21 protein-coding genes and 1 pseudogene are annotated in these 23943 nt (G+C 63.0%); 14 read left to right on the plus strand and 8 right to left on the minus strand.

The window, feature by feature from the left end; all coding sequences use genetic code 11:
- Window positions 1-179 precede the first annotated feature (179 nt).
- The 5 genes from fabB to IB241_RS13335 form a co-directional block, all read right to left on the minus strand.
- Window positions 180-1400 (minus strand): beta-ketoacyl-ACP synthase I, encoded by a 1221-nt coding sequence (gene fabB / locus IB241_RS13315; protein WP_192298835.1) that lies wholly within the window; start codon window positions 1398-1400, stop codon window positions 180-182.
- An 11-nt stretch (window positions 1401-1411) separates the two neighbouring features.
- A complete protein-coding gene (gene fabA, locus IB241_RS13320; RefSeq protein WP_010211704.1) occupies window positions 1412-1927 on the minus strand; it encodes a 3-hydroxyacyl-[acyl-carrier-protein] dehydratase FabA in 516 nt (171 codons plus the stop codon).
- A gap of 248 nt (window positions 1928-2175) precedes the next feature.
- Window positions 2176-4077, minus strand: coding sequence for an ATP-binding protein (locus IB241_RS13325; RefSeq protein WP_192298836.1), 1902 nt, complete (start codon window positions 4075-4077; stop codon window positions 2176-2178).
- Window positions 4074-5003 (minus strand): ABC transporter substrate-binding protein, encoded by a 930-nt coding sequence (locus IB241_RS13330; RefSeq protein ID WP_192298837.1) that lies wholly within the window; start codon window positions 5001-5003, stop codon window positions 4074-4076. Before IB241_RS13330 ends, IB241_RS13325 begins: the two co-directional genes overlap by 4 nt.
- Before the next feature lies 1 nt (window position 5004).
- Window positions 5005-7125 (minus strand): TonB-dependent receptor plug domain-containing protein, encoded by a 2121-nt coding sequence (locus IB241_RS13335; protein ID WP_318652599.1) that lies wholly within the window; start codon window positions 7123-7125, stop codon window positions 5005-5007.
- Window positions 7126-7320: 195 nt separating this feature from the next.
- On the opposite strand from IB241_RS13335, the gene IB241_RS13340 reads away from it, so the two are divergent.
- The 9 genes from IB241_RS13340 (at window position 7321) to IB241_RS13380 (ending at window position 15167) form a co-directional block, all read left to right on the plus strand.
- Window positions 7321-8346 (plus strand): NAD(P)H-dependent glycerol-3-phosphate dehydrogenase, encoded by a 1026-nt coding sequence (locus IB241_RS13340; RefSeq protein WP_192298838.1) that lies wholly within the window; start codon window positions 7321-7323, stop codon window positions 8344-8346.
- Window positions 8347-8356: 10 nt separating this feature from the next.
- Window positions 8357-8704: a DUF4389 domain-containing protein gene (locus IB241_RS13345; RefSeq protein ID WP_192298839.1), complete on the plus strand. Its 348-nt coding sequence runs from the start codon at window positions 8357-8359 to the stop codon at window positions 8702-8704.
- Window positions 8701-9150 carry a phosphohistidine phosphatase SixA gene (gene sixA / locus IB241_RS13350; protein WP_192298840.1) on the plus strand — a complete coding sequence of 150 codons (450 nt, stop codon included), beginning with the start codon at window positions 8701-8703 and terminating at the stop codon, window positions 9148-9150. Before IB241_RS13345 ends, sixA begins: the two co-directional genes overlap by 4 nt.
- Window positions 9151-9235: 85 nt before the next feature.
- Window positions 9236-10885 (plus strand): AMP-binding protein, encoded by a 1650-nt coding sequence (locus IB241_RS13355; RefSeq protein WP_192298841.1) that lies wholly within the window; start codon window positions 9236-9238, stop codon window positions 10883-10885.
- Between the two features lie 31 nt (window positions 10886-10916).
- Window positions 10917-11360, plus strand: a complete 444-nt coding sequence (locus IB241_RS13360; protein WP_192298842.1) for a hotdog fold thioesterase — start codon at window positions 10917-10919, stop codon at window positions 11358-11360.
- 97 nt (window positions 11361-11457) lie between these two features.
- Entirely contained in the window at window positions 11458-12261 is an 804-nt protein-coding gene (locus tag IB241_RS13365) for an alpha/beta fold hydrolase (RefSeq protein WP_192298843.1), read from the plus strand.
- Window positions 12258-13112, plus strand: coding sequence for an alpha/beta hydrolase (locus IB241_RS13370; RefSeq protein WP_192298844.1), 855 nt, complete (start codon window positions 12258-12260; stop codon window positions 13110-13112). Before IB241_RS13365 ends, IB241_RS13370 begins: the two co-directional genes overlap by 4 nt.
- 102 nt (window positions 13113-13214) lie before the next feature.
- Window positions 13215-14033: a DUF4892 domain-containing protein gene (locus IB241_RS13375; RefSeq protein WP_192298845.1), complete on the plus strand. Its 819-nt coding sequence runs from the start codon at window positions 13215-13217 to the stop codon at window positions 14031-14033.
- A gap of 72 nt (window positions 14034-14105) precedes the next feature.
- Window positions 14106-15167 (plus strand): AI-2E family transporter, encoded by a 1062-nt coding sequence (locus IB241_RS13380; protein WP_192298846.1) that lies wholly within the window; start codon window positions 14106-14108, stop codon window positions 15165-15167.
- Window positions 15168-15313: 146 nt separating this feature from the next.
- Here IB241_RS13380 and IB241_RS13385 read toward each other — a convergent pair whose 3' ends face one another.
- Together IB241_RS13385 and IB241_RS13390 are read right to left on the minus strand one after the other, a co-directional pair.
- Entirely contained in the window at window positions 15314-16351 is a 1038-nt protein-coding gene (locus IB241_RS13385; RefSeq protein WP_192298847.1) for a sensor histidine kinase, read from the minus strand.
- Entirely contained in the window at window positions 16351-17115 is a 765-nt protein-coding gene (locus tag IB241_RS13390) for a response regulator (protein ID WP_192298848.1), read from the minus strand. Before IB241_RS13390 ends, IB241_RS13385 begins: the two co-directional genes overlap by 1 nt.
- A 259-nt stretch (window positions 17116-17374) precedes the next feature.
- Here IB241_RS13390 and pyrF point away from each other — a divergent pair, with 259 nt between their 5' ends.
- On the plus strand, window positions 17375-18073 hold the full coding sequence (pyrF, locus tag IB241_RS13395) for an orotidine-5'-phosphate decarboxylase (protein WP_017734306.1): 699 nt from the start codon (window positions 17375-17377) through the stop codon (window positions 18071-18073).
- A gap of 152 nt (window positions 18074-18225) precedes the next feature.
- On the opposite strand, the gene IB241_RS13400 is transcribed toward pyrF, so the two are convergent.
- On the minus strand, window positions 18226-19233 hold the full coding sequence (locus IB241_RS13400) for an NADP-dependent oxidoreductase (protein WP_192298849.1): 1008 nt from the start codon (window positions 19231-19233) through the stop codon (window positions 18226-18228).
- Window positions 19234-19461: 228 nt separating this feature from the next.
- Here IB241_RS13400 and IB241_RS13405 point away from each other — a divergent pair, with 228 nt between their 5' ends.
- The 4 genes and pseudogenes from IB241_RS13405 (at window position 19462) to IB241_RS27945 (ending at window position 23920) form a co-directional block, all read left to right on the plus strand.
- Complete coding sequence (locus tag IB241_RS13405; RefSeq protein WP_192298850.1) at window positions 19462-20223, plus strand: SDR family oxidoreductase; 762 nt, start codon at window positions 19462-19464, stop codon at window positions 20221-20223.
- Window positions 20224-20425: 202 nt separating this feature from the next.
- Complete coding sequence (locus tag IB241_RS13410) at window positions 20426-21838, plus strand: PLP-dependent aminotransferase family protein (RefSeq protein WP_192298851.1); 1413 nt, start codon at window positions 20426-20428, stop codon at window positions 21836-21838.
- Window positions 21839-22834: 996 nt separating this feature from the next.
- A pseudogene (locus IB241_RS27940) lies at window positions 22835-23062 on the plus strand (HAMP domain-containing protein); the annotation flags it as partial.
- A gap of 15 nt (window positions 23063-23077) precedes the next feature.
- A complete protein-coding gene (locus tag IB241_RS27945; RefSeq protein WP_412547874.1) occupies window positions 23078-23920 on the plus strand; it encodes a methyl-accepting chemotaxis protein in 843 nt (280 codons plus the stop codon).
- Window positions 23921-23943 lie beyond the last annotated feature (23 nt).

Here is a 23943-nt window from a genome sequence, read left to right on the forward strand (position 1 = left end):
CGGGTGTTCCATGTTTTCTACAATCACTTTCGCCGCGATTGTGTTAGGGGTTTATATCGCGTTTTCGTCTTAGCCAGATTCGCGCAATTGCAGCAAGCGCTCTTGCCACATGGATTCCATACCCCCATGAAAAAGCCCCGAACCAGTCGGGGCTTTTTCATGCAATCAAGCTACAGGCCTTACTTGCCCTGCCAGCGTTTCAGCACCAGGGTGGCGTTAGTGCCACCGAAGCCGAAGCTGTTGCTCATCACGGTGTCGATTTTTGCGTTTTCACGGGTCTTGGTCAGGATCGGCATATCAGCAACGGCTGGGTCCAGCTCGTCGATGTTGGCCGAACCCGCCATGAAGTTGCCTTCCATCATCAGCAGGCAGTAGATCGCTTCGTGAACGCCGGCGGCGCCCAAGGAGTGGCCGGACAGGCTCTTGGTGGAGCTGATGGCCGGGGCCTTGTCACCGAATACCGCACGCACGCCTTCCATTTCCTTGGCGTCGCCGACCGGGGTCGAAGTGCCGTGGGTGTTCAGGTAGTCGATTGGGGTATCCACGGTGGACATGGCCATCTGCATGCAACGGATGGCGCCTTCACCGCTTGGGGCAACCATGTCGTAGCCGTCGGAAGTGGCGCCGTAACCGACGATTTCCGCGTAGATCTTCGCGCCACGGGCCAGGGCGTGTTCCAGCTCCTCGACCACCACCATGCCGCCGCCGCCGGCAATGACGAAACCGTCACGCTTGGCGTCGTAGGCGCGGGAGGCCTTCTCTGGGGTTTCGTTGTACTGGGTGGACAGGGCGCCCATGGCGTCGAACAGGAACGATTGGCTCCAATGCTCTTCTTCACCGCCGCCGGCGAATACGATGTCCTGCTTGCCCAACTGGATCTGCTCAACGGCAGTACCGATGCAGTGAGCACTGGTGGCGCACGCGGAGGAGATCGAGTAGTTCACGCCCTTGATCTGGAACGGCGTGGCCAGACAGGCCGAAACGGTGCTGCCCATGGTCCGTGTGACACGGTACGGGCCAACGCGCTTCACGCCTTTTTCGCGCAGGATGTCCAGCGCTTCCATCTGGTTCAGGGTCGATGCGCCGCCGGAACCTGCGATCAGGCCGGTGCGTACGTTGGAAACCTGGTCTTCGCTCAGGCCGGAGTCGGCGATGGCGTCTTTCATGGCCAGGTAGGCGTAGGCGGCAGCGTGGCCGACGAAGCGATAGATCTTGCGATCGATCAGTTCTTCGAGGGGCAGGTCGATGGAGCCGGAAACCTGGCTACGCAGACCCATTTCGGCATATTCCGGGTTGAAGCGGATGCCAGGGCGACTTGCACGCAGGTTAGCGGTGACGGTCTCTTTGTCATTGCCCAGGCAAGAAACGATGCCCAGACCAGTGATAACGACGCGGCGCATGCGGATAACCCTTAAAAGTTGTCAGTGGAAGTGAATACGCCGACCCGAAGGCCTTCGGCAGTATAGATCTCGCGACCGTCGACGCTCACCGAACCATCGGCGATGGCCAGGTTCAGCTTGCCCTTGAGGACGCGCTTGATTTGAATGTTGTAGGTGACTTTCTTGGCGGTCGGCAGGACCTGGCCAAAGAACTTCACTTCGCCCGAACCCAGGGCGCGACCGCGGCCCGGCAGACCCTGCCAGCCAAGGAAGAAGCCGACCAGCTGCCACATGGCGTCGAGGCCCAGGCAGCCTGGCATTACAGGATCGCCTTCGAAATGGCAGGCGAAGAACCACAGGTCCGGGGTGATATCCAGCTCGGCGACCAATTCACCTTTGCCGTACTTGCCACCCTCTTCGCTGATATGGGTGATGCGATCCACCATCAGCATGTTCGGGGCGGGCAGTTGCGCGTTACCTGGGCCGAACAGCTCACCGCGACTGCAGCGCAGCAGGTCTTCCCGGGTAAAGGCGTTTTGTTTGGTCATGCGAGCTCCTCAATAATCCCATGCGGCAGGGTAGGGTAGATCTTCCCGAACCGACTGAAGCGTTACGCTTCATACCGGCAGCCTACACATAGACTATTGCGTTGTAGTGAAAGTCACAGCGGCAAGGCACTGAATGTACACTTGTTCACTGAAATTTTAAACCGGGCCTGTTTATCGGTCCGTTTGGGTGCCTAAGACTGCCGCACTTTCGTCTTTCACGCCAGTCGGAGTTGGCTGATGGCGCGGCGCTATTGCACCCAGCGCTGCAGAATTTGCTGCAAATCCGTGCGTTTGAATGGCTTGGCCAGGTAATCGTTCATTCCGGCGGCCAGGCACGCTTCGCGGTCGCCCTGCAAGGCGTTGGCGGTCAGGGCGATGATCGGCAGGTCGGCGCAGCCCGGCAGTTGACGGATTTGCCGGGTCGCCTCGTAGCCGTCGACCAACGGCAGTCGGCAGTCCATCAGGATCGCGGTGAAAATCAGGCTCTCGGCACTGCGGATCGCCTCGGCGCCATCGATGGCCAGGCTCACTTCAAAGCCCAGGCTGCGCAGCATGGCTTCGACCACGGTGCGGTTGACCGGGTTGTCTTCCACCAGCAGCACATGGCGGCCATCACCGGCACTGTTTTTACCTTCGCTGTCATGGGCAATCTTCGGCAGGTATTGCTGGTCGATGGCCAACGGGATTTCCAGGGTAAACACCGAACCACGGCCTTCTTCGCTCTGCGCCCGCAAGGTGCCGCCCATGCGTTCGGCCAGGGTGCGGGCGATCGGCAGGCCCAGGCCGGTGCCGCCGTAACGTCTTGAAATGGAACTGTCGGCCTGCTGGAACGCATCGAACATCAGCTCCAGGCGCTCGGCCGAAATGCCGATGCCGCTGTCGCGCACGGTGCAGGTAAACCACAACAGTTCGTGATCGAGGACCTGCCACTGGGGCTCGATGGTCACCGTGCCGTGTTCGGTGAATTTCAGTGCGTTGCCGATCAGGTTCACCAGGATCTGCCGGATTCGCGTCGGATCGCCCTGTACCTGCAGCGCCTCGATCCCCGCCGGAATCGGCAGCTCCAAGGTCAGCCCGCGTTGCTGGGCGCTGTGCTGGAAGGACTGGGCGCAGCTGTTGATCAGGTCTGCCAGGTTGAACGGAATATGCTCCAGCTCCAGGGCGGCACGTTCGATACGCGAGAAGTCGAGAATATCGTTGATCACCTTGAGCAGATGTTCGGTGGATTCGGACGCCAGTGCCGCGTACTCGGTCTGCTCCTCGGTCATCTCGGTGGTTTCCAGCAGCTGCAACATGCCCAGCACGCCGTTCATCGGCGTGCGCAGCTCATGGCTCATCATTGCGAGGAAATCCGACTTGGCGTTGTTCGCCCGCTCCGCTTCCTCACGGGTCTGGATCAACTGCGCCATGGCCTGGTGCTGCTCGCGGCTGGCCTGGTTGAGGCCTTCGGCCAGGTTGTTGATATGCCGCGACAGGTCGCCCAATTCCGAGTCATCGACGATCGGCAGCGGCGTTTTGTAGTCGCCTTGCTGGATTGCCTTGACCGCATTGCCCATGGCGCTGATCGGCTGCGACAGGCTCGCCGCCAGACGGCGTGCCAGCAGAAAGGTGAATAGCAGGGCAAACATCGCCAGGATGCCGGCCTTGAGCAGGATTTCCTGCTGGCGCTGGCTGAACGCATCGTTGGACATGCCGACGATCACCCGGCCCAGATAATCCGCACGCGGCGCCTTGGGTTCGTTGAGGTTGTCCTGGAAAAAGTCATTGCCCAGTTGGATATGCTGCAAGCGGATCGGCGCCTGGAAGACTTTGACCGACAGCGAGCGGTCATGTCTTTCCGACGGCTGCTCGACGTACACCAGGATGTTTTCGGCACTGTCCTGGATCTCCAGGAAACGCACGTGGGGCGTGGCCAGTGTCGCGCGCAACAGGCTTTCAAGCACATCGTTGTTGCCGGAAATCACCCCGTACTCGGTGGCCGGTGCCAACTGGTTGGCGATCAATTGGCCGGTGTGGTCGAGTTCCTGGCGCAGGTCCTGGATCCGCACGAAGGTAAAGAAACTGATCAACAGCAGCGTCAGCAACAGCGCCGGGCCCAGGGTGATGAGTTGGGTGCGGGTGTTGATGTCCCAACGACGGCGTAAGGTCATGGGCGTTTTTCTCCTGCGGCCAGCCGGGCGGCGACGTCGCGTTCATCGACCTCTTCGAGCCCCAGCGAACGTGCGACTTGCGGGTTGCCCGCGACTTTGAAATGTTCCGGGTACAGCGTGCGCGGCCAGGTGGCCGGTGGCTGGTCGAGCAGGCGGTCGAGCACCGCCAGCCAATCGGCCTGATCGCTGTAGGTACTGGCCAGGCTGCCAGCGCGGACAAACCCGGCGTTGGGCCCCACCAGCGGCAATTGCCGGGCGTAGCTGCTCAACAGCAGGTTCTTCACGGTTTTCGGGTTGTACAGCTGCGGGTCATCAAGGCCGAGCAGCACGTCGCTGCTCTTGAACAGGTTTTGCAGCGGGCGACTGTCGTTGGTGTTGTCCCACAGCTGTGGCACCACCTCCAGGCCCATGGACTTGGCGTACTCGCGCACCTCTTGCAGCAGGAATTCGCTGTCGGCGGCGTAGAGCACGCCGATGCGCCGGGCCTGGGGCAGGATGTGGGTGATCAGGCGCAATTGGCGCGCCAGCGGCGGGTCGCTCCAGAGCAGGCTGATCCGCGCCGGAAGATGGTTGCCCAGGCGTTGCCGCGCTTGCAGGCGGCTAATGCGCAGCACCAGGGTCGGAGGGCCCAGGCTGTCTTGCAGGCGCCAGTCGAGGCCGGCCAGGTCCAGCAGGATCAGGTGCGTGGCCGCAGGCAGGCGGCTCGGCGCGGGCAGGTCCTTGAGCGGGGTGAAGGTCACGCGGTCTTCCGGGCGCTCTTTGGCCAGGGCGTCGACGAAGGCCTGCACGCCGGCACCGTCTTCGGCGGCGGTGAGCAGGATGTCGGCACTCCACGCTGGCGTGCTCGGCAGCAGGCACGCCAGCAGCAGGGCGCGCCGCCAAAGCCTGAGTATTGAGAGGAGGGTCATCCTTGACTTTGCGCCCATGTCAGAACTCTAACTCGGCGCTGAAGTAGAGCACGTGGCGGTGGTCGTAATTGTTGTCGGCCCAGGTGGTGGGCTGGTTATCGAGGCGTTGTTGCAACATGCCGGCCAGCTCCACGTTGGCTTTGCCCAGGGCAATGCGCTTGGCCACCCGCAGGTCGACCCGTTCGAAGCGATATTGATTGAGTGCGTCGTCGCCATAGTAGAACAGCGCGCTGGACCAACCCTGGCCCCATTCCCGCAGCCAGCCGGCCGAACCGCTGTTACGCGCGGTCTGGGCTTTGTCCCGGGGGTTGCTGGTGGTGGCGTCGACGTAAGCATAGGTCAGCCGCAGGCGGTCGGCGCTGCTCATGCGCCAGTCGAACTGCGATTCGGCACCGGTAAACCGCGAACTGTTGGCGTTGCTGGCGATGAACTGGTTGTTGCGCAGCGGCGAGCTGATCATCTCGGTGATCTCGTCGTAGAACAGCTTCACGTCGAGGTTCAGCCCGAGGTCGGCGAAGAAGCCGTTGTAGCCCAGTTCCCGCGAGCGCATCAGCTCTTTGTCGAGGTTGCCCGGGCCGCGTGTCACCACGAAGTACTGGCCGGAATTCTGCCCGTAGGTCGGCGAACTGAGGTTGGTGACGCGGTAGCTCCAGTTGACGTTGTTTTCGAACATGTCCGGCGAACGGATCGCCTCGGAGTACACCGCACGCAGGCCGTGGCGCGGGTTGATCAGGTAGTTGACCGCCACCCGTGGCGTCAGCGAGCTGCCACTGAGGTGGGTGTCTTCGAACATCGCGCCGCCCTGCAACAACCAGTGTTCGCTGGCGCGCCACTCCAACTGGCCGAACAGGCGCCAGGTGGTGTCGTCCAGGGTGCCGTTGAAGTAGGTGTCGGAGTCGGCGCGGTCATAGCGATAATTCACACCGCTGACCAGGCGCAGGCTGTCGGACAGGCTCAGGGTGTCCTGGATCTCCAGGTCGTAGCGGTTTTCACGGGTACTCTGGTTGATGTCGCCGCACACGCTCTGGCTGGCACCGTTGCGCCACTGGTCCAGGACCTGGTTACCCAGTGCTTGCTCGTCGGCGCTGCCGGGCGGGGCGACACCCTGGCTGTAGCTGTCCATGTGCCGTGCCAGTTGCTCGGCATAGTTGGGATTGAGTTGCCACAGGCGCGTCAGTTCCGGGCTGAACGAGACCTTGGCGTCGCAGGCCTTCCAGATCTGCCGGCGATCCCACTGCTGGGCAGAGCCCTGGATATACAGGCTGTGCTCGGGATTGAAATCGAAGTTCCAGCGCAGGGAGCCGGCGTAGTCCTTGGCGGTGACGTCCGAATTGTCGCCACCTTCGGTAATCCCCGCGAATACCGGCATGTAGGTGTAGGGCCGCTGGTTGGTCCCTTCCTTGGCATTCAGCTGCCAGTCGATGCTTTGTTGCGCGTTCAACGTCTGGCTCACGGCCAGGCTGAAGCGGTTGAGACGGCGACTGTCACGGCGGTCGGCGCCGGCGGCATCGCTGTCAAAGCCGTCGTCCTGTTGCCCCGACAGCGACAGGCGCAAGTCGCCAGTGTCCCAGCGCACGCCCTGGCTGGCGTAGAAGTCGTTGATCCCGCGTTCGCCACGGATGACCTTGACCCGCGTGCCCTGGCTGTTGGCCGGCGAGCGAGTGAGGATATTGACCACCGCCATCAGCGCGTTGGCGCCGTAACTCACGGTATTGGGGCCGCGGAATACTTCGATGCGCTCGATGTCTTCCATCGCCACTGGAATGTCGCTCCAGTCCACGGTCGCCAGGCCTGCGCGGTACACCGAGCGTCCGTCGATCAACACCTGCATGCGTCGCGCATCGCTGGCGCTGGTGCCGTGGTAGTTCACCGCCGCCTGGTTGCCGGTGGTGTAGCCGACCATCATCCCCGGCACCAGGCGCAGCAGCTCGCTGATGTCCCGCGCGCCGCTGGCCTTGATCAACTCGCTGTCGATCACGGTCATGCTGCCCGGCACGGCCGCCGCCGATTGCTTCAGGCGCGTCGCGGTCAGGACCTGCGGCAACGGCTGGTTGTCGAGGAACAGATCGTCGGCCATGGCCGCGCCGCTGCACAGCAGCAGCCACAACACTGATGAACGGGGAGGAGGGCCCAAATACACGGAACGGCCTTGATAATGACGGATAGCCGCCCATGTTAACTGAGGTCGGGCCTTTTGCCAGTCGTAGGACTTGCAATTACTTCACACGGGTGTGGCATTTTCCGACATGTGAACGAATTGACACGGGGGCTGGCCGCAAGCGGGTCGCCCCGTATAATGCGGCCATCGCCATTGGTATGGATTAACGGATTGCATATGACTGAACAGCGCCCTATTGCGGTCCTTGGAGGCGGAAGTTTTGGCACCGCCGTGGCTAACCTGCTGGCGGAGAACGGCCACGTGGTACGCCAGTGGATGCGTGATCCCGAGCAGGCCGAAGCCATCCGGGTGCACCGCGAAAATCCCCGTTACCTTAAAGGCATCAAGATCCACCCGGCGGTCGAGCCCGTGACGGACTTGCTGGCGACACTGACGGACTGCGACCTGTGCTTCGTCGCGCTGCCGTCCAGCGCGTTGCGCACGGTACTGGCGCCCCACGCCGAGCGCCTGGCGGGCAAGCTGCTGGTCAGCCTGACCAAGGGCATCGAGGCGCAGACCTTCATGCTGATGAGCGAAATCCTCGCCGAGATCGCTCCCCAGGCGCGTATTGGCGTGCTGTCCGGGCCGAACCTGGCGCGGGAAGTCGCCGAACACGCGCTGACCGCCACGGTCATCGCCAGTGAAGACGAAGAGCTGTGCGAGCGCGTGCAGGCGGTGTTGCACGGGCGTACCTTCCGCGTCTACGCCAGTGGCGACCGGTTTGGCGTCGAGTTGGGCGGTGCGTTGAAAAACGTCTACGCGATCATCGCCGGCATGGCGGTGGCGCTGGGCATGGGCGAAAACACCAAGAGCATGCTGATCACCCGCGCCCTGGCCGAGATGACCCGCTTTGCGGTGAACCAGGGCGCCAACCCGATGACCTTTCTCGGGCTGGCGGGCGTGGGCGACTTGATCGTCACCTGCTCGTCGCCGAAAAGCCGCAACTACCAAGTCGGTTTCGCCCTGGGCCAGGGCTTGAGCCTGGAAGACGCGGTGACGCGCCTGGGCGAAGTGGCCGAAGGCGTCAACACCCTCAAGGTCCTCAAGGCCAAGGCCCAGGAAGTCGGGGTGTACATGCCGTTGGTTGCCGGGTTGCATGCGATCCTGTTTGAAGGGCGTACCTTGAACCAGGTGATCGAACTGTTGATGCGCGCCGAACCGAAAACCGATGTCGACTTTATTTCCACCAGTGGTTTCAACTGAGGAACGCGTCATGAACGATCCGAAAGCAGCGCCCAAGTACGAATCCATTGTCCTGCGCATCCTGTGGATGCTGGTGTTTGCCCTGGTGTGGCAAGTCGCGCAGTTCCTGCTCGGCGCGTTGGTGGTGGTGCAGTTGATCTACCGCTTGATCTACGGCGCGCCCAACCTGGGCCTGATGAACTTTGGCGATAGCCTCAGCCAGTTCCTTGCGCAGATCGGCCGTTTCGGCAGCTTCCATACCGAGCAAAAGCCCTGGCCGTTCGCCGATTGGCCCACCCCGCGCGCACCCGAGGGCGAAGCCGCCCACAGCGTGCCGCCGGCACCGCACCCGGTGCGTGATGAAGAGCCGAAACTGTGAAGCTGTGGATTCTGCGCCACGGTGAAGCCGAAGGGCACGCCCGCACGGATGCCGAGCGCAATCTCACCGAGCACGGTCGCGGCGAAGTGTTGCGCAGCGCCGCGCACCTGATCGGCCAGCCCATCAGCGCAATCATCGCCAGCCCCTATGTGCGGGCGCAGCAGACCGCGCAACTGGTGCGCCAGGCGCTCGGCTTTGAGCCACAGATCCTTACGGTGCCGTGGCTGACCCCCGAGGGCAATCCGTTGCAGGTGCTGGAACACCTCGACACGGATGACAATGTGCTGCTAGTCAGCCACCAGCCGTTGGTGGGCAGCCTGATCAGCTTTTTGCAACACGGCCATCAGCGCCAGCCGCAACCGATGCACACCGCAAGCCTCGCGGAACTGGAAGGGGATTTTCCGCTGGCGGGGCTGATGAGCCTGGTCAGCGTCAAGAATCCGTAGGATGGATCGCTGCTTTGTGTGTGATATATAGTCAACCAAGCAAGTGCTTGGTTGGCTATGATCGGACCACACAGGAGCGCGTCCCATGCCCGTCGCTTTTCGTTTGCCGTTGCAGGTCTTCTTTGAACGCGAAGCGCGCCATCCGCGCCAGACTTTCCTGGTGCAGCCGGTCGGCGGCGGCGAAGTGCAACGCCTGTCCTGGGCCGAGGTGGGCCATCAGGCCCGTTGCGCCGCGCACTGGCTGCGCGCCCGCGAGTTGCCCCACGGTTCGCACATTGCCCTGATCTCGAAAAACTGCGCGCACTGGATCATTGCCGACCTGGCGATCTGGATGGCCGGGCACGTCTGCGTCCCCCTTTACCCCAACCTCACCGCCGATTCCGTCGCCCATGTGCTGACGCACTCCGAGGCCGCGTTGGCGTTTATCGGCAAGCTGGACGACTGGCCCGCGATGGCACCGGGCGTGCCGAAGGGGGTGCCGACCATCAGCCTGCCGCTATGCCCGGTGGGCGCGTTCGATTTCCGCTGGGCCGACTTGCAGGCCTGCTCGCCGATCCAGGATAACCCCACACCTGCGGCGTCGGACCTCGCGACCATCATCTATACCTCCGGCACCACCGGCTTGCCCAAGGGTGTGATGCACAGCTTCGGCGCCCTGGGGTTCGCGGCCACGCGCGGCACTGAATTATTTGGGCTGGGGGAGGGCGACCGCTTGTTGTCGTACTTGCCGCTGTGCCATGTGGCCGAACGGATGTTTGTGGAAATGGCGGCCATCTACACCGGGCAAACAGTATTTTTCGCGCAAAGCCTCGATACGTTTCTGACTGACCTGCGCCGGGCGCGGCCGACGGCGTTGTTTGGCGTGCCACGTATCTGGACCAAATTCCAGCTGGGCGTCTACGCCAAGATCCCGCAAAAACGCCTCGACCTGCTGTTGCGCCTGCCATTTATCGGTAGGCGCATCGGCCATAAAGTGCTGGCGGGCCTCGGCCTGGATCAGTTGCGCATTGCCCTGTCCGGTGCGGCGCCCGTGCCCGAAGCACTGCTGCGCTGGTATCAGCGCCTGGGCCTGGATGTGCTGGAGGTGTATGGCATGACCGAGAGCTGCGGCTACTCCCATGTGTGTCGTCCCGGCCAGCAGACAATCGGCTGGATCGGCCTGCCGTGCCCTGGGGTTGAAGTGCGCATCGACGCCTCGGGCGAAGTGCAGGTGCGCAGTGGCGCGACCATGCTCGGCTATTTCAAGGACCCCGAGAAAACCGCCGAGACCCTGACTGCCGACGGCTTTCTGCGTACCGGCGACAAGGGCGAGCAGGATGCCGACGGCCGCCTGCGCCTGACCGGGCGGCTCAAGGAAATCTTCAAGACCAGCAAAGGCAAATATGTGGCGCCGGCGCCGATTGAAAACCGCCTGGCCGAACACGCGCACATCGAGCAGGTGTGCGTGGTCGGCGATGGCCTGGGCGCGCCGATAGGCTTATGCGTGCTGTCGACGCTGGACCTCGATCGGCAAACCCTGCGCGCCAACCTGGAGCGCTGGCTGGAACAGGTCAACCAGGCGCTGGATAAACATGAGCGCCTGGGCCAGTTGGTGGTGGTCAAGGACAGCTGGGCAGTGGAGAACGGGTTCCTGACGCCGACCCTGAAGATCAAGCGCAACGTGATCGAATCGACTTACGGTGCACATTTGCAAACCTGGAGCGAGCGTTCCGAATCGGTTCTGTGGCAGGATTAGGCTCATCATAAAACAGACAAGGACTACTCCCATGGGCTTGTGGCGCACCCAACCGAACATCGAACAACTCAACGCGATCCAGAAAAACACCATCGGTGAACTGCTGGATATTCGCTTCGAAAGCTTCGACGACGAATCCCTGACGGCCAGCATGGTGGTCGACCCGCGCACCCATCAGCCCTATGGCCTGCTGCACGGTGGCGCCTCGGTGGTACTGGCGGAAAGCGTCGGCTCCATGGCGGCCTACCTGTGCATTGATGCCAGCAAGTTCTATTGCGTGGGCCTGGAGGTCAACGCCAACCACCTGCGCGGTGTGCGCAACGGGCGGGTCACGGCGGTGGCGCGAGCGATCCACATCGGGCGTACCACCCAGGTATGGGACATCCGTTTGACCAATGATGAAGGCAAAACCAGCTGCGTCTCGCGCCTGACCATGGCCGTGGTGCCCCTGGGCGAGCAGCCGCCGGCGCGATAGGCGTGGCGTGAGTGTCATCATTCCTGGCAGTTACAGTCATTGCTGTTGTGGTCGGGCGTGGTGACAATCGATTTCTGTTCAGTCAGATGGATCCGGTATGTCGCAGCACGTGTTTTTTGCCCACGCCAATGGTTTCCCTTCGGCTACGTACGGCAAGTTGTTTGCCGCTCTGGCCCCGGAGTATGCGGTGGCGCATTTGCCGCAGCACGGTCACGACCCCAGGTTTCCGGTGGACGATAACTGGCAGAACCTGGTGGACGAATTGATCCATCATCTGGAGCAACAGCCGGAGCCGGTGTGGGGCGTGGGTCATTCCCTCGGCGGTGTGTTGCACCTGCACGCGGCCATGCGTTGCCCGCAGTTGTATCGCGGTGTGGTGATGCTCGACTCGCCCGTGCTGACTCGCGCCGACCGCTGGGTGATCCGCGCGGCCAAGCGTTTTGGCTTCATCGACCGCCTGACCCCGGCCGGGCGCACCCTGGGCCGGCGAGAAGAGTTCCACGACCTGGACAGCGCACGCAGCTACTTCGCGGGCAAGACCCTGTTTCGCGGTTTTGATCCGGAATGTTTCGACGCGTACCTGCAACACGGCTTGCAGCAAGTGGGCGATCGCCTGCGCTTGCGCTTCGACCCGGCCACCGAAATCAGCATCTACCGCGGTGTGCCCCACACCAGCCCCGGCCAGGTCCGCCAGTTGAAAGTGCCGCTGGCAGTGGTGCGTGGGCGCCAGAGCCGGGTGGTGATGCGTCACCACGCCAGCGGCGTCGACCGCATGCCCATGGGCGAAATGCTCACCATGCCCGGCGGCCATATGTTCCCGCTGGAACGTCCCCAGGACACTGCGACCTTGATCAAGAACCTGTTCGCCCGCTGGCAGGCCCGCGAGCGCAGTTGCGCATGAGTACGCCGGTCGAGGAAGTGCGCCTGAGCCTGCCCCATATCGAGTTGGCGGCTCACTTGTTTGGTCCCGAAGACGGCTTGCCGGTGATCGCCCTGCATGGCTGGCTGGACAACGCCAACAGCTTTGCACGGTTGGCGCCGCAGTTGCAGGGCTTGCGCATCGTGGCGTTGGACATGGCCGGGCATGGGCATTCGGCGCATCGTCCTGCCGGGGCCGGTTATGCCTTGTGGGATTACGTCCACGATGTGCTGCAAGTCGCCGAACAATTGGGCTGGAAACGTTTTGCATTACTTGGCCACTCCCTCGGCGCCATCGTCTCCCTGGTGCTGGCCGGCGCACTGCCTGAGCGCGTGACGCATCTGGGATTGATCGACGGCGTGATCCCGCCGACCGCCAGTGGCGAGCACGCCGCCGAGCGCCTGGGCATGGCGCTGCAGGCGCAAATGAACCTGCAGGACAAGCGCAAGCCGGTCTACGGCAGCCTGGATCGCGCTGTGGAGGCGCGCATGAAAGGCGTGGTCGCCGTCAGCCGTGAAGCCGCCGAACTGCTGGCCCAGCGCGGTTTGATGCCGGTGCCGGGCGGTTACACCTGGCGCACCGATAGCCGCCTGACCCTGGCCTCGCCGATGCGCCTGACGGATGAACAAGCCATGTCTTTCGTGCGGCGGGTGGCGTGCCCTACGCAGTTGGTGGTGGCTGCCGACGGCATGCTGGCGAAACATCCGGAATTGCTTTCCCAGCTACCCTTCACCGTAACCACCCTGCCGGGCGGCCATCATTTGCACCTGAATGACGCGCCCGGCGCCGCTCTTGTTGCAGACTGTTTCAATCGGTTCTTCTCCACGCCTTGACTTGGCGGGGTCAACTGCCGAGGCTGGGCGGATTGAAAGGGAGTCAACCATGAACCATCTCAACACTGCTATGACCTCCGTTGGCCACGGCTCGTTGATCCTATGAGCGTGCGCAACGGCTGTATCCGTATCCTCGGGCTGAGCCTGCTCAGCCCATTGGTATTCGCCGCCGACGTGCCGGGAAGCCAGGACCTGCCCACCGTAGCCCGTCAAATCGACGCACAGATCGTCGATTACCGCCCCGCCGAAGAAAAGGAGCGTATCTACCCCATGGGTGCGATCCGCAAGATCAGCGGCCAGTTGCGCTACGAAGGCCAGGCCACCGCACGCGGCCAAGCCACCGCGATTACCTATGAATTGCCTGCCGAGCACAGCTCCAGCGCCGCGTTTACCGCGACCCGCGAAGCGTTGCAGGCGAAGGGCGCGCAGCTGTTGTTCTGGTGCCAGGCCCGCGATTGCGGCGAAAGCAGCCTGTGGGCCAATGAAGTGTTCGGCAACGCCAAGCTGGTGGGCGCTGATGGCCAGCAGGAATACCTGCTCCTGCGTCTGGCCGCCCCGCAAGACAATGCCCTGATCGCCCTGTACGGCATCACCCGTGGCAACCGGCGTGCCTACCTGCATGTGGAGCAACTGGACGCCAGCGCGCCACTGGGCGTCCTGCTGCCCACGTCGGCCACCTTGCTGCGTGAACTGAAAAGCACCGGCGAGCTGGACTTCCCGGCCTTGGGCGCCGAGCCCGACCCCACCTGGCTGACCCTGATTTCCCGCGGACTCAACCTCGACACCACGTTGCGCGTGAGTTTGAGCGGGCCCACGGCCGAAGCCTGGCGCCAGGGCCTGATCGACAGCGGCGTCCGCGCCGCGCGCCTGGAATCCGGCACCGGCGCTGCCAAGGGCCTGCACCTGCATCTGATACGCTAGGCGTTCCCCGGCGAACGGCCCCGCGCCGTTCGCCTAAGCTGTCTTCTTAACGCCTTTTTCTAGAGATACCCCATGCTCAATAACGATCGCCTGCTGGTGCAAATCCTGCTGCTGGTGCTGTTTGGTGCCAGCTTCTGGGTCATGGCGCCGTTCTGGTCGGCGCTGTTCTGGGGCGCGGTGCTGGCGTTTGCCAGCTGGCCGCTGATGCGCTTGCTGACCCGCGTGCTGGGTGGCCGCGAATCCCTGGCCGCCGGCATCCTGACCCTGGGCTGGATGCTGCTGGTGGCGGTGCCGCTGGTGTGGCTGGGGTTCAACCTGGCGGATCATGTGCGCGATGCCGTGGCGCTGATCAAGGATATTCAGGTCGATGGCCTGCCCGAGGCGCCGACCTGGCTGGGCTCGATTCCCTTTGTCGGTGAGCGGCTGGTAGCGATGTGGGACAGCATCGACCAGCAGGGCGCCGCGTTGATGGTCACGCTCAAACCCTACCTGGGCCAGGTCGGCAACTGGTTGCTGGCGCGCAGTGCGCAGATTGGCGGTGGCATCCTGGAGCTGACCCTGAGCCTGGTGTTCGTGTTCTTTTTCTACCGTGACGGGCCGCGCCTGGCGATGTTCGTGCACCGTTTGCTGGAGCGCCTGATCGGCGAGCGTGCGGGCTATTACATCGAACTGGTGGCGGGCACCGTGCAGCGGGTGGTCAACGGCGTGATCGGTACCGCCGCCGCCCAGGCCCTGCTGGCGCTGATTGGCTTCCTGATCGCCGGGGTGCCGGGCGCGCTGGTATTGGGCATCGTCACCTTCCTGCTCAGCCTGATCCCCATGGGGCCGCCGCTGGTGTGGATCCCGGCCACGGCCTGGCTGGCATGGAAGGGCGACTACACCTATGCGGTGTTTCTGGGGGTGTGGGGTACGTTCATCATCAGCGGCGTGGACAACGTGCTCAAGCCGTACCTGATCAGCCGAGGTGGCAACCTGCCGTTGGTGATCGTGCTGCTTGGGGTGTTCGGCGGCCTGATTGCGTTTGGGTTTATCGGATTGTTTATCGGCCCGACGTTGTTGGCGGTGGCGTATAGCTTGCTGATGGATTGGAGTGCGACCCAGGCCCAAAGCCGCCGGGAAGACAAACCTCTGTAACCTAGCGAGTGCAGATCAGTGTGGGAGCGGGCTTGTGTGGGAGCGGGCTTGCTCGCGAAGGCGGTGGTTCAGTCACCAGATGTGTTGACTGGCACGCTGCTTTCGCGAGCAAGCCCGCTCCCACATTATTGGCCTGCGCCAGCCTGCTAGGTCCGTGGTAGCCACATCACTGCGGTTAACCCGCCCCCTGGAGTTTCCTCCAGGCTCAGGCGCCCGCCCAGGCGCTCCGCCGCATCCCTGGAAATCGTCATGCCCAGGCCGACGCCACCAGAATTGCGGTTGCGTGAGCCTTCGAGGCGAAAGAACGGTTCAAACACTGCCTCACGCTGATCAGCCGCAATCCCTGGCCCGTGGTCGATCACGCGGATGATCAGGGCCTCGCGGCTGTCCTCCAGTTCCACCCGCGCCGTGCCGGCGTAGCGCAACGCGTTGTCGATCAGGTTGTTGAGGCACGAGCGCAAGGCCATCGGCTGCACCTGCAACGGCACGCAGGTGCCGGCGAATTGCACGTCGCAGCCCTGGTCCTGAGCGTTCTCGCTCATGGACTCGACCAGTGCCTGCACGTCGAGCCAATGCCGGGTCTCGCTGGTGCGTTGCTCGTGCAGGTAGCTCAGGGTCGCGTCGAGCATGCCGATCATGTCGTTGAGGTCCTGGCGCATCTGACCCTGCAACTTGGGGTCGTCGATCTGCTCCAGGCGCAGCTTGAGGCGCGACAGCGGCGTGCGCAGGTCATGGGACACGGCGCCGAGCATGCGCGCACGTTGGCTGACCTGTTCGCGGATACGCCGTTGCATCAGGTTGAAGGTCGATGCCGCTTGTTTCGCTTCACGTGGCCCGGACTCGTCGAGGGGCGGGCTGTCGAGGTCCAGACTCAGGCGCTCGGCCGCTTCGCTCAGGCGCTGGATCGGCCGGCTCAGCAGCTTGGCGCCGTACCAGGCGGCAATGATCAGCGAGATGAACTGGAACGTCAGCGGCACCACCGGGCCACCAAACCAGGGGCGGCGATGTTCCTTGTTCAGCGGCACCATGCGGCCGTCCGGCTGTTCGACAAAGGTTTCCTGGGGCGGCGGCGGTGGCGGGCCGTAGTGGCGGAACCAGGCGATCGCCAACACGTGGGCCAGGATGATCGCCACCAGCAATACGCCGAACAGTCGCCCAAACAGCGTATTGAAGGGGGCGCGCATCAACCGATGTCCCGCGCGTCGAACAGGTAACCCTCGCCGCGCACGGTCTTGATCAACTGCGGTGCTTTCGGGTCATCGCCCAGTTTCTGGCGCAGGCGCGAGACCAGCAAGTCGATGCTGCGGTCGAAGGCTTCGATGGAGCGGCCACGGGCAGCGTCCAGCAGTTGCTCGCGGCTCAACACCCGGCGCGGGCGTTCGATGAATACCCACAACAGGCGGAATTCGGCGTTGGACAGCGGCACCACCAGGCCATCGTCGGCCACCAGTTGGCGCAACACGCTGTTCAGGCGCCAGTTGTCGAAGCGGATGTTGGCGCGTTGTTCGGTGCGGTCATCGCGCACCCGACGCAGGATGGTCTGGATGCGCGCGACCAGTTCGCGCGGTTCGAACGGCTTGGACATGTAGTCGTCGGCGCCCAGTTCCAGGCCGATGATGCGGTCGGTGGGTTCGCAGCGGGCGGTGAGCATCAGGATCGGGATGTCCGATTCCGCACGCAGCCAACGGCACAACGACAGGCCGTCTTCGCCCGGCAGCATCAGGTCGAGCACCACCACATCAAAGGTTTCAGCCTGCATCGCCACGCGCATGGCCGCGCCGTCGGTCACGCCGGTGGCGAGGATATTGAAGCGCGCCAGGTAATCGATCAGCAGTTCGCGGATCGGCACATCGTCGTCGACAATCAGCGCACGGGTGTTCCAGCGCTTGTCATCGGCGGTCACCGCGCCTTTGTGCTCGTCATTCGTAGAGACGGGAGAGGTATGCATAGTGCGATCATCTGCCTGGTCGTTGCGGTCAGCATAGGCGCCCAGCCCCATGGCTGGAAGTGCTGGTCGGTGGGTCGTGCGGGCGAGGCTAGTGGTGGGGCGTGTTGCAGGCATGTCGTGAATGTATCAGCTTTGAAATAATTGGCTGAAATGCCCGTTGCCATGCGCTCTGTCAGTATTTACCGATCATCGGATCCCGCAACGGCGCCGCTTGCGCTACAATCCGCGCCGATTTCGACTTGCCTGAGAGCCCATTCCAATGTCCGTCTGCCAGACTCCTATCATCGTCGCCCTGGATTACCCCACTCGTGACGCCGCACTGAAGCTGGCTGACCAGTTGGACCCGAAGCTTTGCCGGGTCAAGGTCGGCAAGGAACTGTTCACCAGCTGCGCCGCAGAAATTGTCGGCACCCTGCGTGACAAAGGCTTCGAAGTGTTCCTCGACCTGAAATTCCACGACATCCCCAACACCACCGCCATGGCCGTGAAAGCCGCGGCCGAGATGGGCGTGTGGATGGTCAATGTGCACTGTTCCGGCGGCCTGCGCATGATGACCGCGTGCCGCGAAGTGCTGGAGCAGCGCAGCGGCCCCAAACCGTTGTTGATCGGTGTGACCGTGCTGACCAGCATGGAGCGTGAAGACCTGGCCGGCATCGGCCTGGACATCGAGCCCCAGGAGCAGGTCCTGCGCCTCGCAGCCCTGGCACAGAAAGCCGGCCTCGATGGTTTGGTGTGCTCGGCGCTGGAAGCCCAGGCACTGAAGACCGCACACCCGTCGCTGCAACTGGTGACCCCGGGGATTCGTCCGGCGGGCAGCGCCCAGGACGACCAGCGTCGCATCCTGACTCCGCGCCAGGCGTTGGATGCCGGTTCCGACTATCTGGTGATCGGCCGCCCGATCAGCCAGGCGGCCGATCCGGCCAAGGCGTTGGCGGCAGTCGTCGCCGAGATCGCCTGACCGTCACCGATCTAAACGGTAGGAGCAGGCTTGTGTGGGAGCTGGCTTGCCTGCGATAGCATCACCTCGGGTTGACTGATACGCCGAGGCGCTTGCATCGCGGGCAAGCCCGACTCCCACACGGTCTACGCTCACGTTTACCGCGTGGTGCCTCAGTTAACCTTCAGCACCAACTTCCCAAAATTCTCGCCGTTGAACAGCTTCATCAGCGTCTCCGGGAACGTCTCCAGCCCTTCCACAATATCCTCCTTGCTCTTGAGCTTGCCCTGGGCCATCCAGCCGCCCATCTCTTGCCCGGCGGCGGCAAAGTTGGCCGCGTGGTCCATCACCACAAAACCCTCCATGCGCGCGCGATTGACCAGCAGTGACAGATAGTTGGCCGGGCCTTTCACCGCTTCTTTGTTGTTGTACTGGCTGATCGCACCGCAAATCACCACCCGGGCCTTGAGCGCCAGGCGGCTGAGCACTGCGTCTAGAATATCGCCGCCGACGTTATCGAAATACACATCCACGCCCTTGGGGCACTCGCGCTTGAGCGCGGCGGGTACGTCTTCGTGTTTGTAGTCGATGGCGGCGTCGAAGCCCAGTTCCTCCACCAGGAACTTGCACTTGTCGGCCCCCCCGGCAATGCCCACCACGCGGCAGCCTTTGATCTTGGCGATCTGCCCGGCAATGCTGCCTACCGCACCGGCTGCGCCGGAAATCACCACCGTTTCACCCGCCTTGGGTGCGCCGGTATCGAGCAGCGCGAAGTAGGCGGTCATGCCGGTCATGCCCAGGGCTGACAGGTAACGCGGGAGTGGCGCCAGTTTCGGATCGACTTTGTAGAAGCCGCGCGGCTCGCCAAGGAAGTAATCCTGCACGCCCAGGGCGCCGTTCACGTAGTCGCCGACCGCAAACTTCGGGTTGTTCGAGGCAATCACTTTGCCTACGCCGAGCGCACGCATCACTTCACCGATGCCGACCGGGGGGATGTAGGACTTGCCCTCATTCATCCAGCCACGCATGGCCGGGTCGAGGGACAGGTATTCATTGCGCACCAGCACTTGCCCGTCCTGCGGCGTGCCCACCGGGATCTCCTGATACGTAAAGGTGTCCCGCGTGGCGGCACCGACCGGGCGTTTGGCGAGCAGGAATTGGCGGTTGGTCTGGGCAGGCATGGCAAGGACTCTTTTAGAAGTGAGCCTAGATTGATAGACCCGCAACGGCTCGGGAGCAAGGTTCACCGTCGGTGCGAATGCCCCTCGATAGGTCATGTTGATAGTCACGCCGGTGGTTTTATCACTGTGATCCATGCAGCGCCAACCGGCCTTCTGATAGTGCTGACGCGCCCGGCGCCGCGTTGGCTAGACTCGCCGCACGGCAATTTCTCACAAAGGACATCCCCCATGAGCATGACGTTTTCCGGCCAGGTCGCCCTGGTGACTGGCGCCGCTGCCGGTATCGGCCGCGCCACCGCGCTGGCGTTCGCCGCTGAAGGCTTGAAGGTAGTGGTCGCCGACCTGGACGAGGCAGGCGGCGAGGGCACTGTGGCGCTGATCCGGCAGGCCGGCGGTGAGGCGCTGTTTGTGCGCTGCAACGTCACCCTTGAGGCGGATGTGCAGCAACTGATGGCGCAGACGGTTGCCGCTTATGGCCGGCTGGATTACGCGTTCAACAATGCCGGGATCGAGATTGAAAAAGGCAAGCTGGCCGACGGCAGCCTGGATGAGTTCGACGCCATCATGGGCGTCAACGTCAAAGGCGTGTGGTTGTGCATGAAGTATCAGTTGCCGCTGCTGCTGGCCCAGGGCGGCGGGGCAATCGTCAACACCGCGTCGGTGGCCGGTTTGGGGGCGGCGCCGAAGATGAGCATTTATGCGGCGTCCAAACATGCGGTGATCGGCCTGACCAAATCGGCGGCCATCGAGTATGCGAAAAAGCAGATTCGCGTGAACGCAGTGTGCCCGGCGGTGATCGACACCGATATGTTTCGTCGTGCCTATGAAGCCGACCCGCGCAAGGCGGATTTCGCGGCAGCCATGCACCCGGTCGGGCGCATCGGCAAAGTCGAGGAAATCGCCGCTGCGGTGCTTTACCTGTGCAGCGATGGTGCGGCGTTCACCACCGGCCATGCGCTGGCGGTGGACGGCGGCGCGACCGCCATTTAGGACCTGTAAACGCGCCCCAATCGAAAAGGATCGGGGTGCTGTGGGGCGTTTCCATAGCTGGCAAAACGCCGTGCGCTAATATGTATCAGCAGGTAAATAATTCAATAAAATCAATACTTTAGTAAAACTTGTAAGCCGGCTGCGCCGAACTTCTGTGCTTAACTCTTGCGGGTTGAATAACAGACAGTGAAGTGAGTGGTTCATGGATTTAGGGATAGATCGACAAGCCCTTGTACCAGTGGTGCAGCAAATCATCAGCGCGGTGGCGGACTGGATTCGCAAGAGCGGGGCAAGCCCTGGCACGCGCCTGCCGTCCATCCGCCAATTGGCCCTCGACAACCTCCTCAGCCAGTCCAGTGTCATCGAGGCCTTCGAACGCATGGTCGCCCAAGGGCTGCTGGCCTCCAGGCCGGGTTCGGGGTATGTGGTGGCCGAGCCCCCGGCCCAGCATGAACAGCATTGGTATGAAGGGGCGGAGCAGGGCTGGGGGGCGTTCACCGACAGCCCCCTGGGCGAATTGAAGCTGGGCTGCGGTTGGTTGCCGGATGCCTGGCGCGAAAGCGATGACATCAGCTACGCCATTCGTGAAGTCAGCCGCACCGACACCGCCGCCGTGTTCAACTACAGCACGCCGTTGGGGCTGCTAGCGCTGCGTGAGCAATTGCTCAAGCACCTGGCCCGCATGCGCGTGGCGACCAGCCTGGACCGCATCCTCACCACCCAGGGCGCCAGCCAGGCCCAGGACCTGTTGATACGTACGCTGCTCAGGGCCGGCGACACGGTGGTGGTCGAGACCCCAGGCTACGGCAACCTGTATCGCCAGTTGGTGTTTCATGGCGTCACACTGCTGGAAGTACCGCGTACCCGAGGCGGGCCGGACCTGTCGGCGTTGGAAGCGTTGCTTGCGGTGCATCGCCCCAAATGCCTGTTCATCAGCAGCCTGTACCACAACCCCACCGGCACCAGCCTGTGCCTCGCGGTGGCCGAGCGTTTGCTGCAACTGGCCCGGGCCAAGGATTTCCTGATCATTGAAGAAGACGTCTACGGCGACCTGCAACATGCCAGTTGCACACGCCTGGCGGCGCTGCCCCATGATGATCGGGTGATCTATGTCTCGAGCTTTTCCAAGACCTTGAGCAGCGCCTTGCGGGTCGGCTATCTCTGTGCCAGCAGTGCGCTTATCCCGCAATTGGTCAACCTCAAGACCCTGACCGGCATCGGTACGTCGCGTTTCGCCGAGGCGGTGGTGGCGACGCTGTTGGCCAACGGCACCTATCGCAAGTGGGTGCAACGCCTGCGCAAACGCCTGGGCACGCAAATGGCGGCGACCCTGCAAGTGCTGGAGGATGAGGAGTGGCAGGTGTTTGCCGCCCCCGCCGGAGGCATGTTCCTGTGGGCGCGCCCTGGGGTGGCGGATTGTTCGCAGTTGCAGGCCAGCGCGCGGCGCCTCGGTGTGTTGCTGTCACCGGGGGCGCTGTTCAGCCCGACGGCAGAGCACAGTGACTGGCTGCGCATCAATGTAGCCTATGCTACTGATCAGCGTGCCGTGGCGTTGCTGCGCGCCATGGGGCCGGCCAGATCGACCTCTACCATTCTGAAAACGACGAGCGTGTAGCTTTTTGCCATTATTCCGGCGCCAACGGCTTGTGTCGGTGGCCCGTGGTTGCGAATCTCGCTACTGGTAAATCGGGCTTGATGGCATCTGCCATTGCTAGAGGACTCAAGTGCAATGATGACGGGCGTGCAACGACGTTTCGCCAACCTCGGTATGGCGAAGAAACTGGGCTTGGGCTTCCTCTTGGTGCTGTTGCTGACGGCAGTGGTCGCGGCGATCGGCGTATGGTCGCTGCAAACCGTGGGGCAGCGTTTTGAAGGCCTCAACAGCATGTCTTCGCTCAACAGCGGCTTGCTCAAGGTGCGTTTGATCGAGCAGGACTACGCACTGCATGCCGACCCCAAGTCCGTCGACGCCTTGCATGAGAGCGTCGACGCCCTGGCGGCCCTGGCGGCCGCTCTCAAGACCCAATCGGCGGCCAATGTGCCGGCGATGACGGACGTCGAGCAGGCCCTGGCCGCCTACCGCAAGGCGTTCGACGAGTTTGTCGAGCTGACCCAGACCAAGGATCTGGCGCTGGAAATGGCCAGTTGGTCGGTGTCCAGCGTGGCAAATAACCTCGATGTGCTGCAGGCCGGCCTGGCGGACGATGGCGCCTATGGCCTCAAGGAGAGCCAGGGCAAGGAGGGCGCAGAGTTTATCGAGCAGGCGGGGCAGGTCAGCCAGGTGTCGCGCTTGATGTTGCAAGCCATGAACGAAGCCCATGTGCGCCTGGACCAGAGCCGCAAGGGCGATGAGGACGGCGCCGAGCAAGGCAAGATCGAACAGGCTGACCAGGCCTTGGCGCAGGTCGAACAGTTGAAGACTTCAGTCAAGGACCCTGGCTATCAGACGGTGCTGAACGAAGTCTCCGGGCATATTGCCGCCTTCAGCGAAAAACTCGGTGAGTACACCGGCCTGTTGGCGCAGGAAAAGATCGTCTACAAACAGCTGCATGATCGGGCCGGGGAAGTGGTCAGCCGGGTCAACCAGGCGTATGCCGCCGAAGACCAGTCAATGCAGGAACAATTGAAGAAAAGCACTCTGCTGATCATCGCTTCGTCGGCCCTCGCGCTACTGGTGGGGTTGATTGCGGCGCTGGTGATCACACGCTTGATCGTCTCGCCACTGCGCCGGGTGATCGCGGTGGCGCAGCAGATTGCAGCGGGTGATTTGAGCGGGCGGATGGAGGTCAGCCGGCGTGATGAAATCGGCCAGCTGATGCAGGCGATGCAACAGATGGGCAATGGCCTGAGCGAGATGGTCAGCGGGTTGCAGGCCGGTATCGAACAATTGGCCAGCTCGGCGCATTCGCTGTCCAGCGTCACCGAGCAGACCAATGTCGAGGTCAGCAGCCAGAAGGAAGAAACCGAGCAGGTGGCCACGGCGATGAACCAGATGACCGCCACGGTGCACGACGTGGCGCGCAACGCTGAACAAGCCGCACAGGCCGCGCAGACCGCCGATGACAAGGTCGACAGTGGCCAGCAGGTGGTGCGCCAGAGTCTGCAGCGCATCGAGCAGCTTGCCAGTTCGAGTGCCAGCGCCAGTGCGAGTATCGACAGCCTCAGTGCCGAGATCCAGAACATCGGCACCGTGCTGAGTGTGATCAAGAGCGTGGCCGAGCAGACCAACCTGTTGGCGTTGAACGCCGCTATCGAAGCGGCCCGCGCCGGTGAACAGGGCCGGGGCTTTGCGGTGGTGGCCGATGAGGTGCGGGCGCTGGCCAAGCGCACGCAACAGTCCACCGAAGAGATCGAGCGCCTGGTCAGCACCTTGCGCAGCGCCGCGCAGTCTTCGGTGCAGCAGATCCAGCAAAGCGGCGAGTTGGTGAAGCTGGCCGTCAGCGATGCGCTGGAAACCGAAAGCGCCCTGGGCAGCATCGCCACGGCGGTGTCATTGATCCAGCAGATGAACCAGCAGATCGCGGCGGCGGCCGAGGAGCAGAGCTCGGTGGCCGAAGAGATCAACCGTAGCGTCACCAGCATCCGCGCGAGTGCCGACCAATCGGCGTTGAGCATGCAGGGCAATGCCGCGTCGAGCATTCAGTTGGCGCAACTGGGGGCGGAGCTCAAAGGCATGGTCGGGCACTTCCGCCTCTGATCGCTGCACAGGTGCAGCGATCA

Source organism: Pseudomonas sp. PDM05 (assembly GCF_014851685.1).
Lineage (GTDB): Bacteria > Pseudomonadota > Gammaproteobacteria > Pseudomonadales > Pseudomonadaceae > Aquipseudomonas.

Coding starts and splice junctions, on each gene's coding strand:
- IB241_RS13340 (WP_192298838.1), top strand. CDS start 7,321: ATGACTGAACAGCGCCCTATTGCGGTCCTTGGAGGCGGAAGTTTTGGC.
- IB241_RS13400 (WP_192298849.1), bottom strand. CDS start 19,233: ATGCCTGCCCAGACCAACCGCCAATTCCTGCTCGCCAAACGCCCGGTC.
- IB241_RS13390 (WP_192298848.1), bottom strand. CDS start 17,115: ATGCATACCTCTCCCGTCTCTACGAATGACGAGCACAAAGGCGCGGTG.
- IB241_RS13330 (WP_192298837.1), bottom strand. CDS start 5,003: ATGGGCGCAAAGTCAAGGATGACCCTCCTCTCAATACTCAGGCTTTGG.
- IB241_RS13365 (WP_192298843.1), top strand. CDS start 11,458: ATGTCGCAGCACGTGTTTTTTGCCCACGCCAATGGTTTCCCTTCGGCT.
- pyrF (WP_017734306.1), top strand. CDS start 17,375: ATGTCCGTCTGCCAGACTCCTATCATCGTCGCCCTGGATTACCCCACT.
- IB241_RS13360 (WP_192298842.1), top strand. CDS start 10,917: ATGGGCTTGTGGCGCACCCAACCGAACATCGAACAACTCAACGCGATC.
- IB241_RS27945 (WP_412547874.1), top strand. CDS start 23,078: ATGGTCAGCGGGTTGCAGGCCGGTATCGAACAATTGGCCAGCTCGGCG.
- IB241_RS13345 (WP_192298839.1), top strand. CDS start 8,357: ATGAACGATCCGAAAGCAGCGCCCAAGTACGAATCCATTGTCCTGCGC.
- IB241_RS13380 (WP_192298846.1), top strand. CDS start 14,106: ATGCTCAATAACGATCGCCTGCTGGTGCAAATCCTGCTGCTGGTGCTG.
- IB241_RS13385 (WP_192298847.1), bottom strand. CDS start 16,351: ATGCGCGCCCCCTTCAATACGCTGTTTGGGCGACTGTTCGGCGTATTG.
- fabA (WP_010211704.1), bottom strand. CDS start 1,927: ATGACCAAACAAAACGCCTTTACCCGGGAAGACCTGCTGCGCTGCAGT.
- IB241_RS13405 (WP_192298850.1), top strand. CDS start 19,462: ATGAGCATGACGTTTTCCGGCCAGGTCGCCCTGGTGACTGGCGCCGCT.
- IB241_RS13375 (WP_192298845.1), top strand. CDS start 13,215: ATGAGCGTGCGCAACGGCTGTATCCGTATCCTCGGGCTGAGCCTGCTC.
- IB241_RS13355 (WP_192298841.1), top strand. CDS start 9,236: ATGCCCGTCGCTTTTCGTTTGCCGTTGCAGGTCTTCTTTGAACGCGAA.
- IB241_RS13370 (WP_192298844.1), top strand. CDS start 12,258: ATGAGTACGCCGGTCGAGGAAGTGCGCCTGAGCCTGCCCCATATCGAG.
- fabB (WP_192298835.1), bottom strand. CDS start 1,400: ATGCGCCGCGTCGTTATCACTGGTCTGGGCATCGTTTCTTGCCTGGGC.
- IB241_RS13410 (WP_192298851.1), top strand. CDS start 20,426: ATGGATTTAGGGATAGATCGACAAGCCCTTGTACCAGTGGTGCAGCAA.
- IB241_RS13325 (WP_192298836.1), bottom strand. CDS start 4,077: ATGACCTTACGCCGTCGTTGGGACATCAACACCCGCACCCAACTCATC.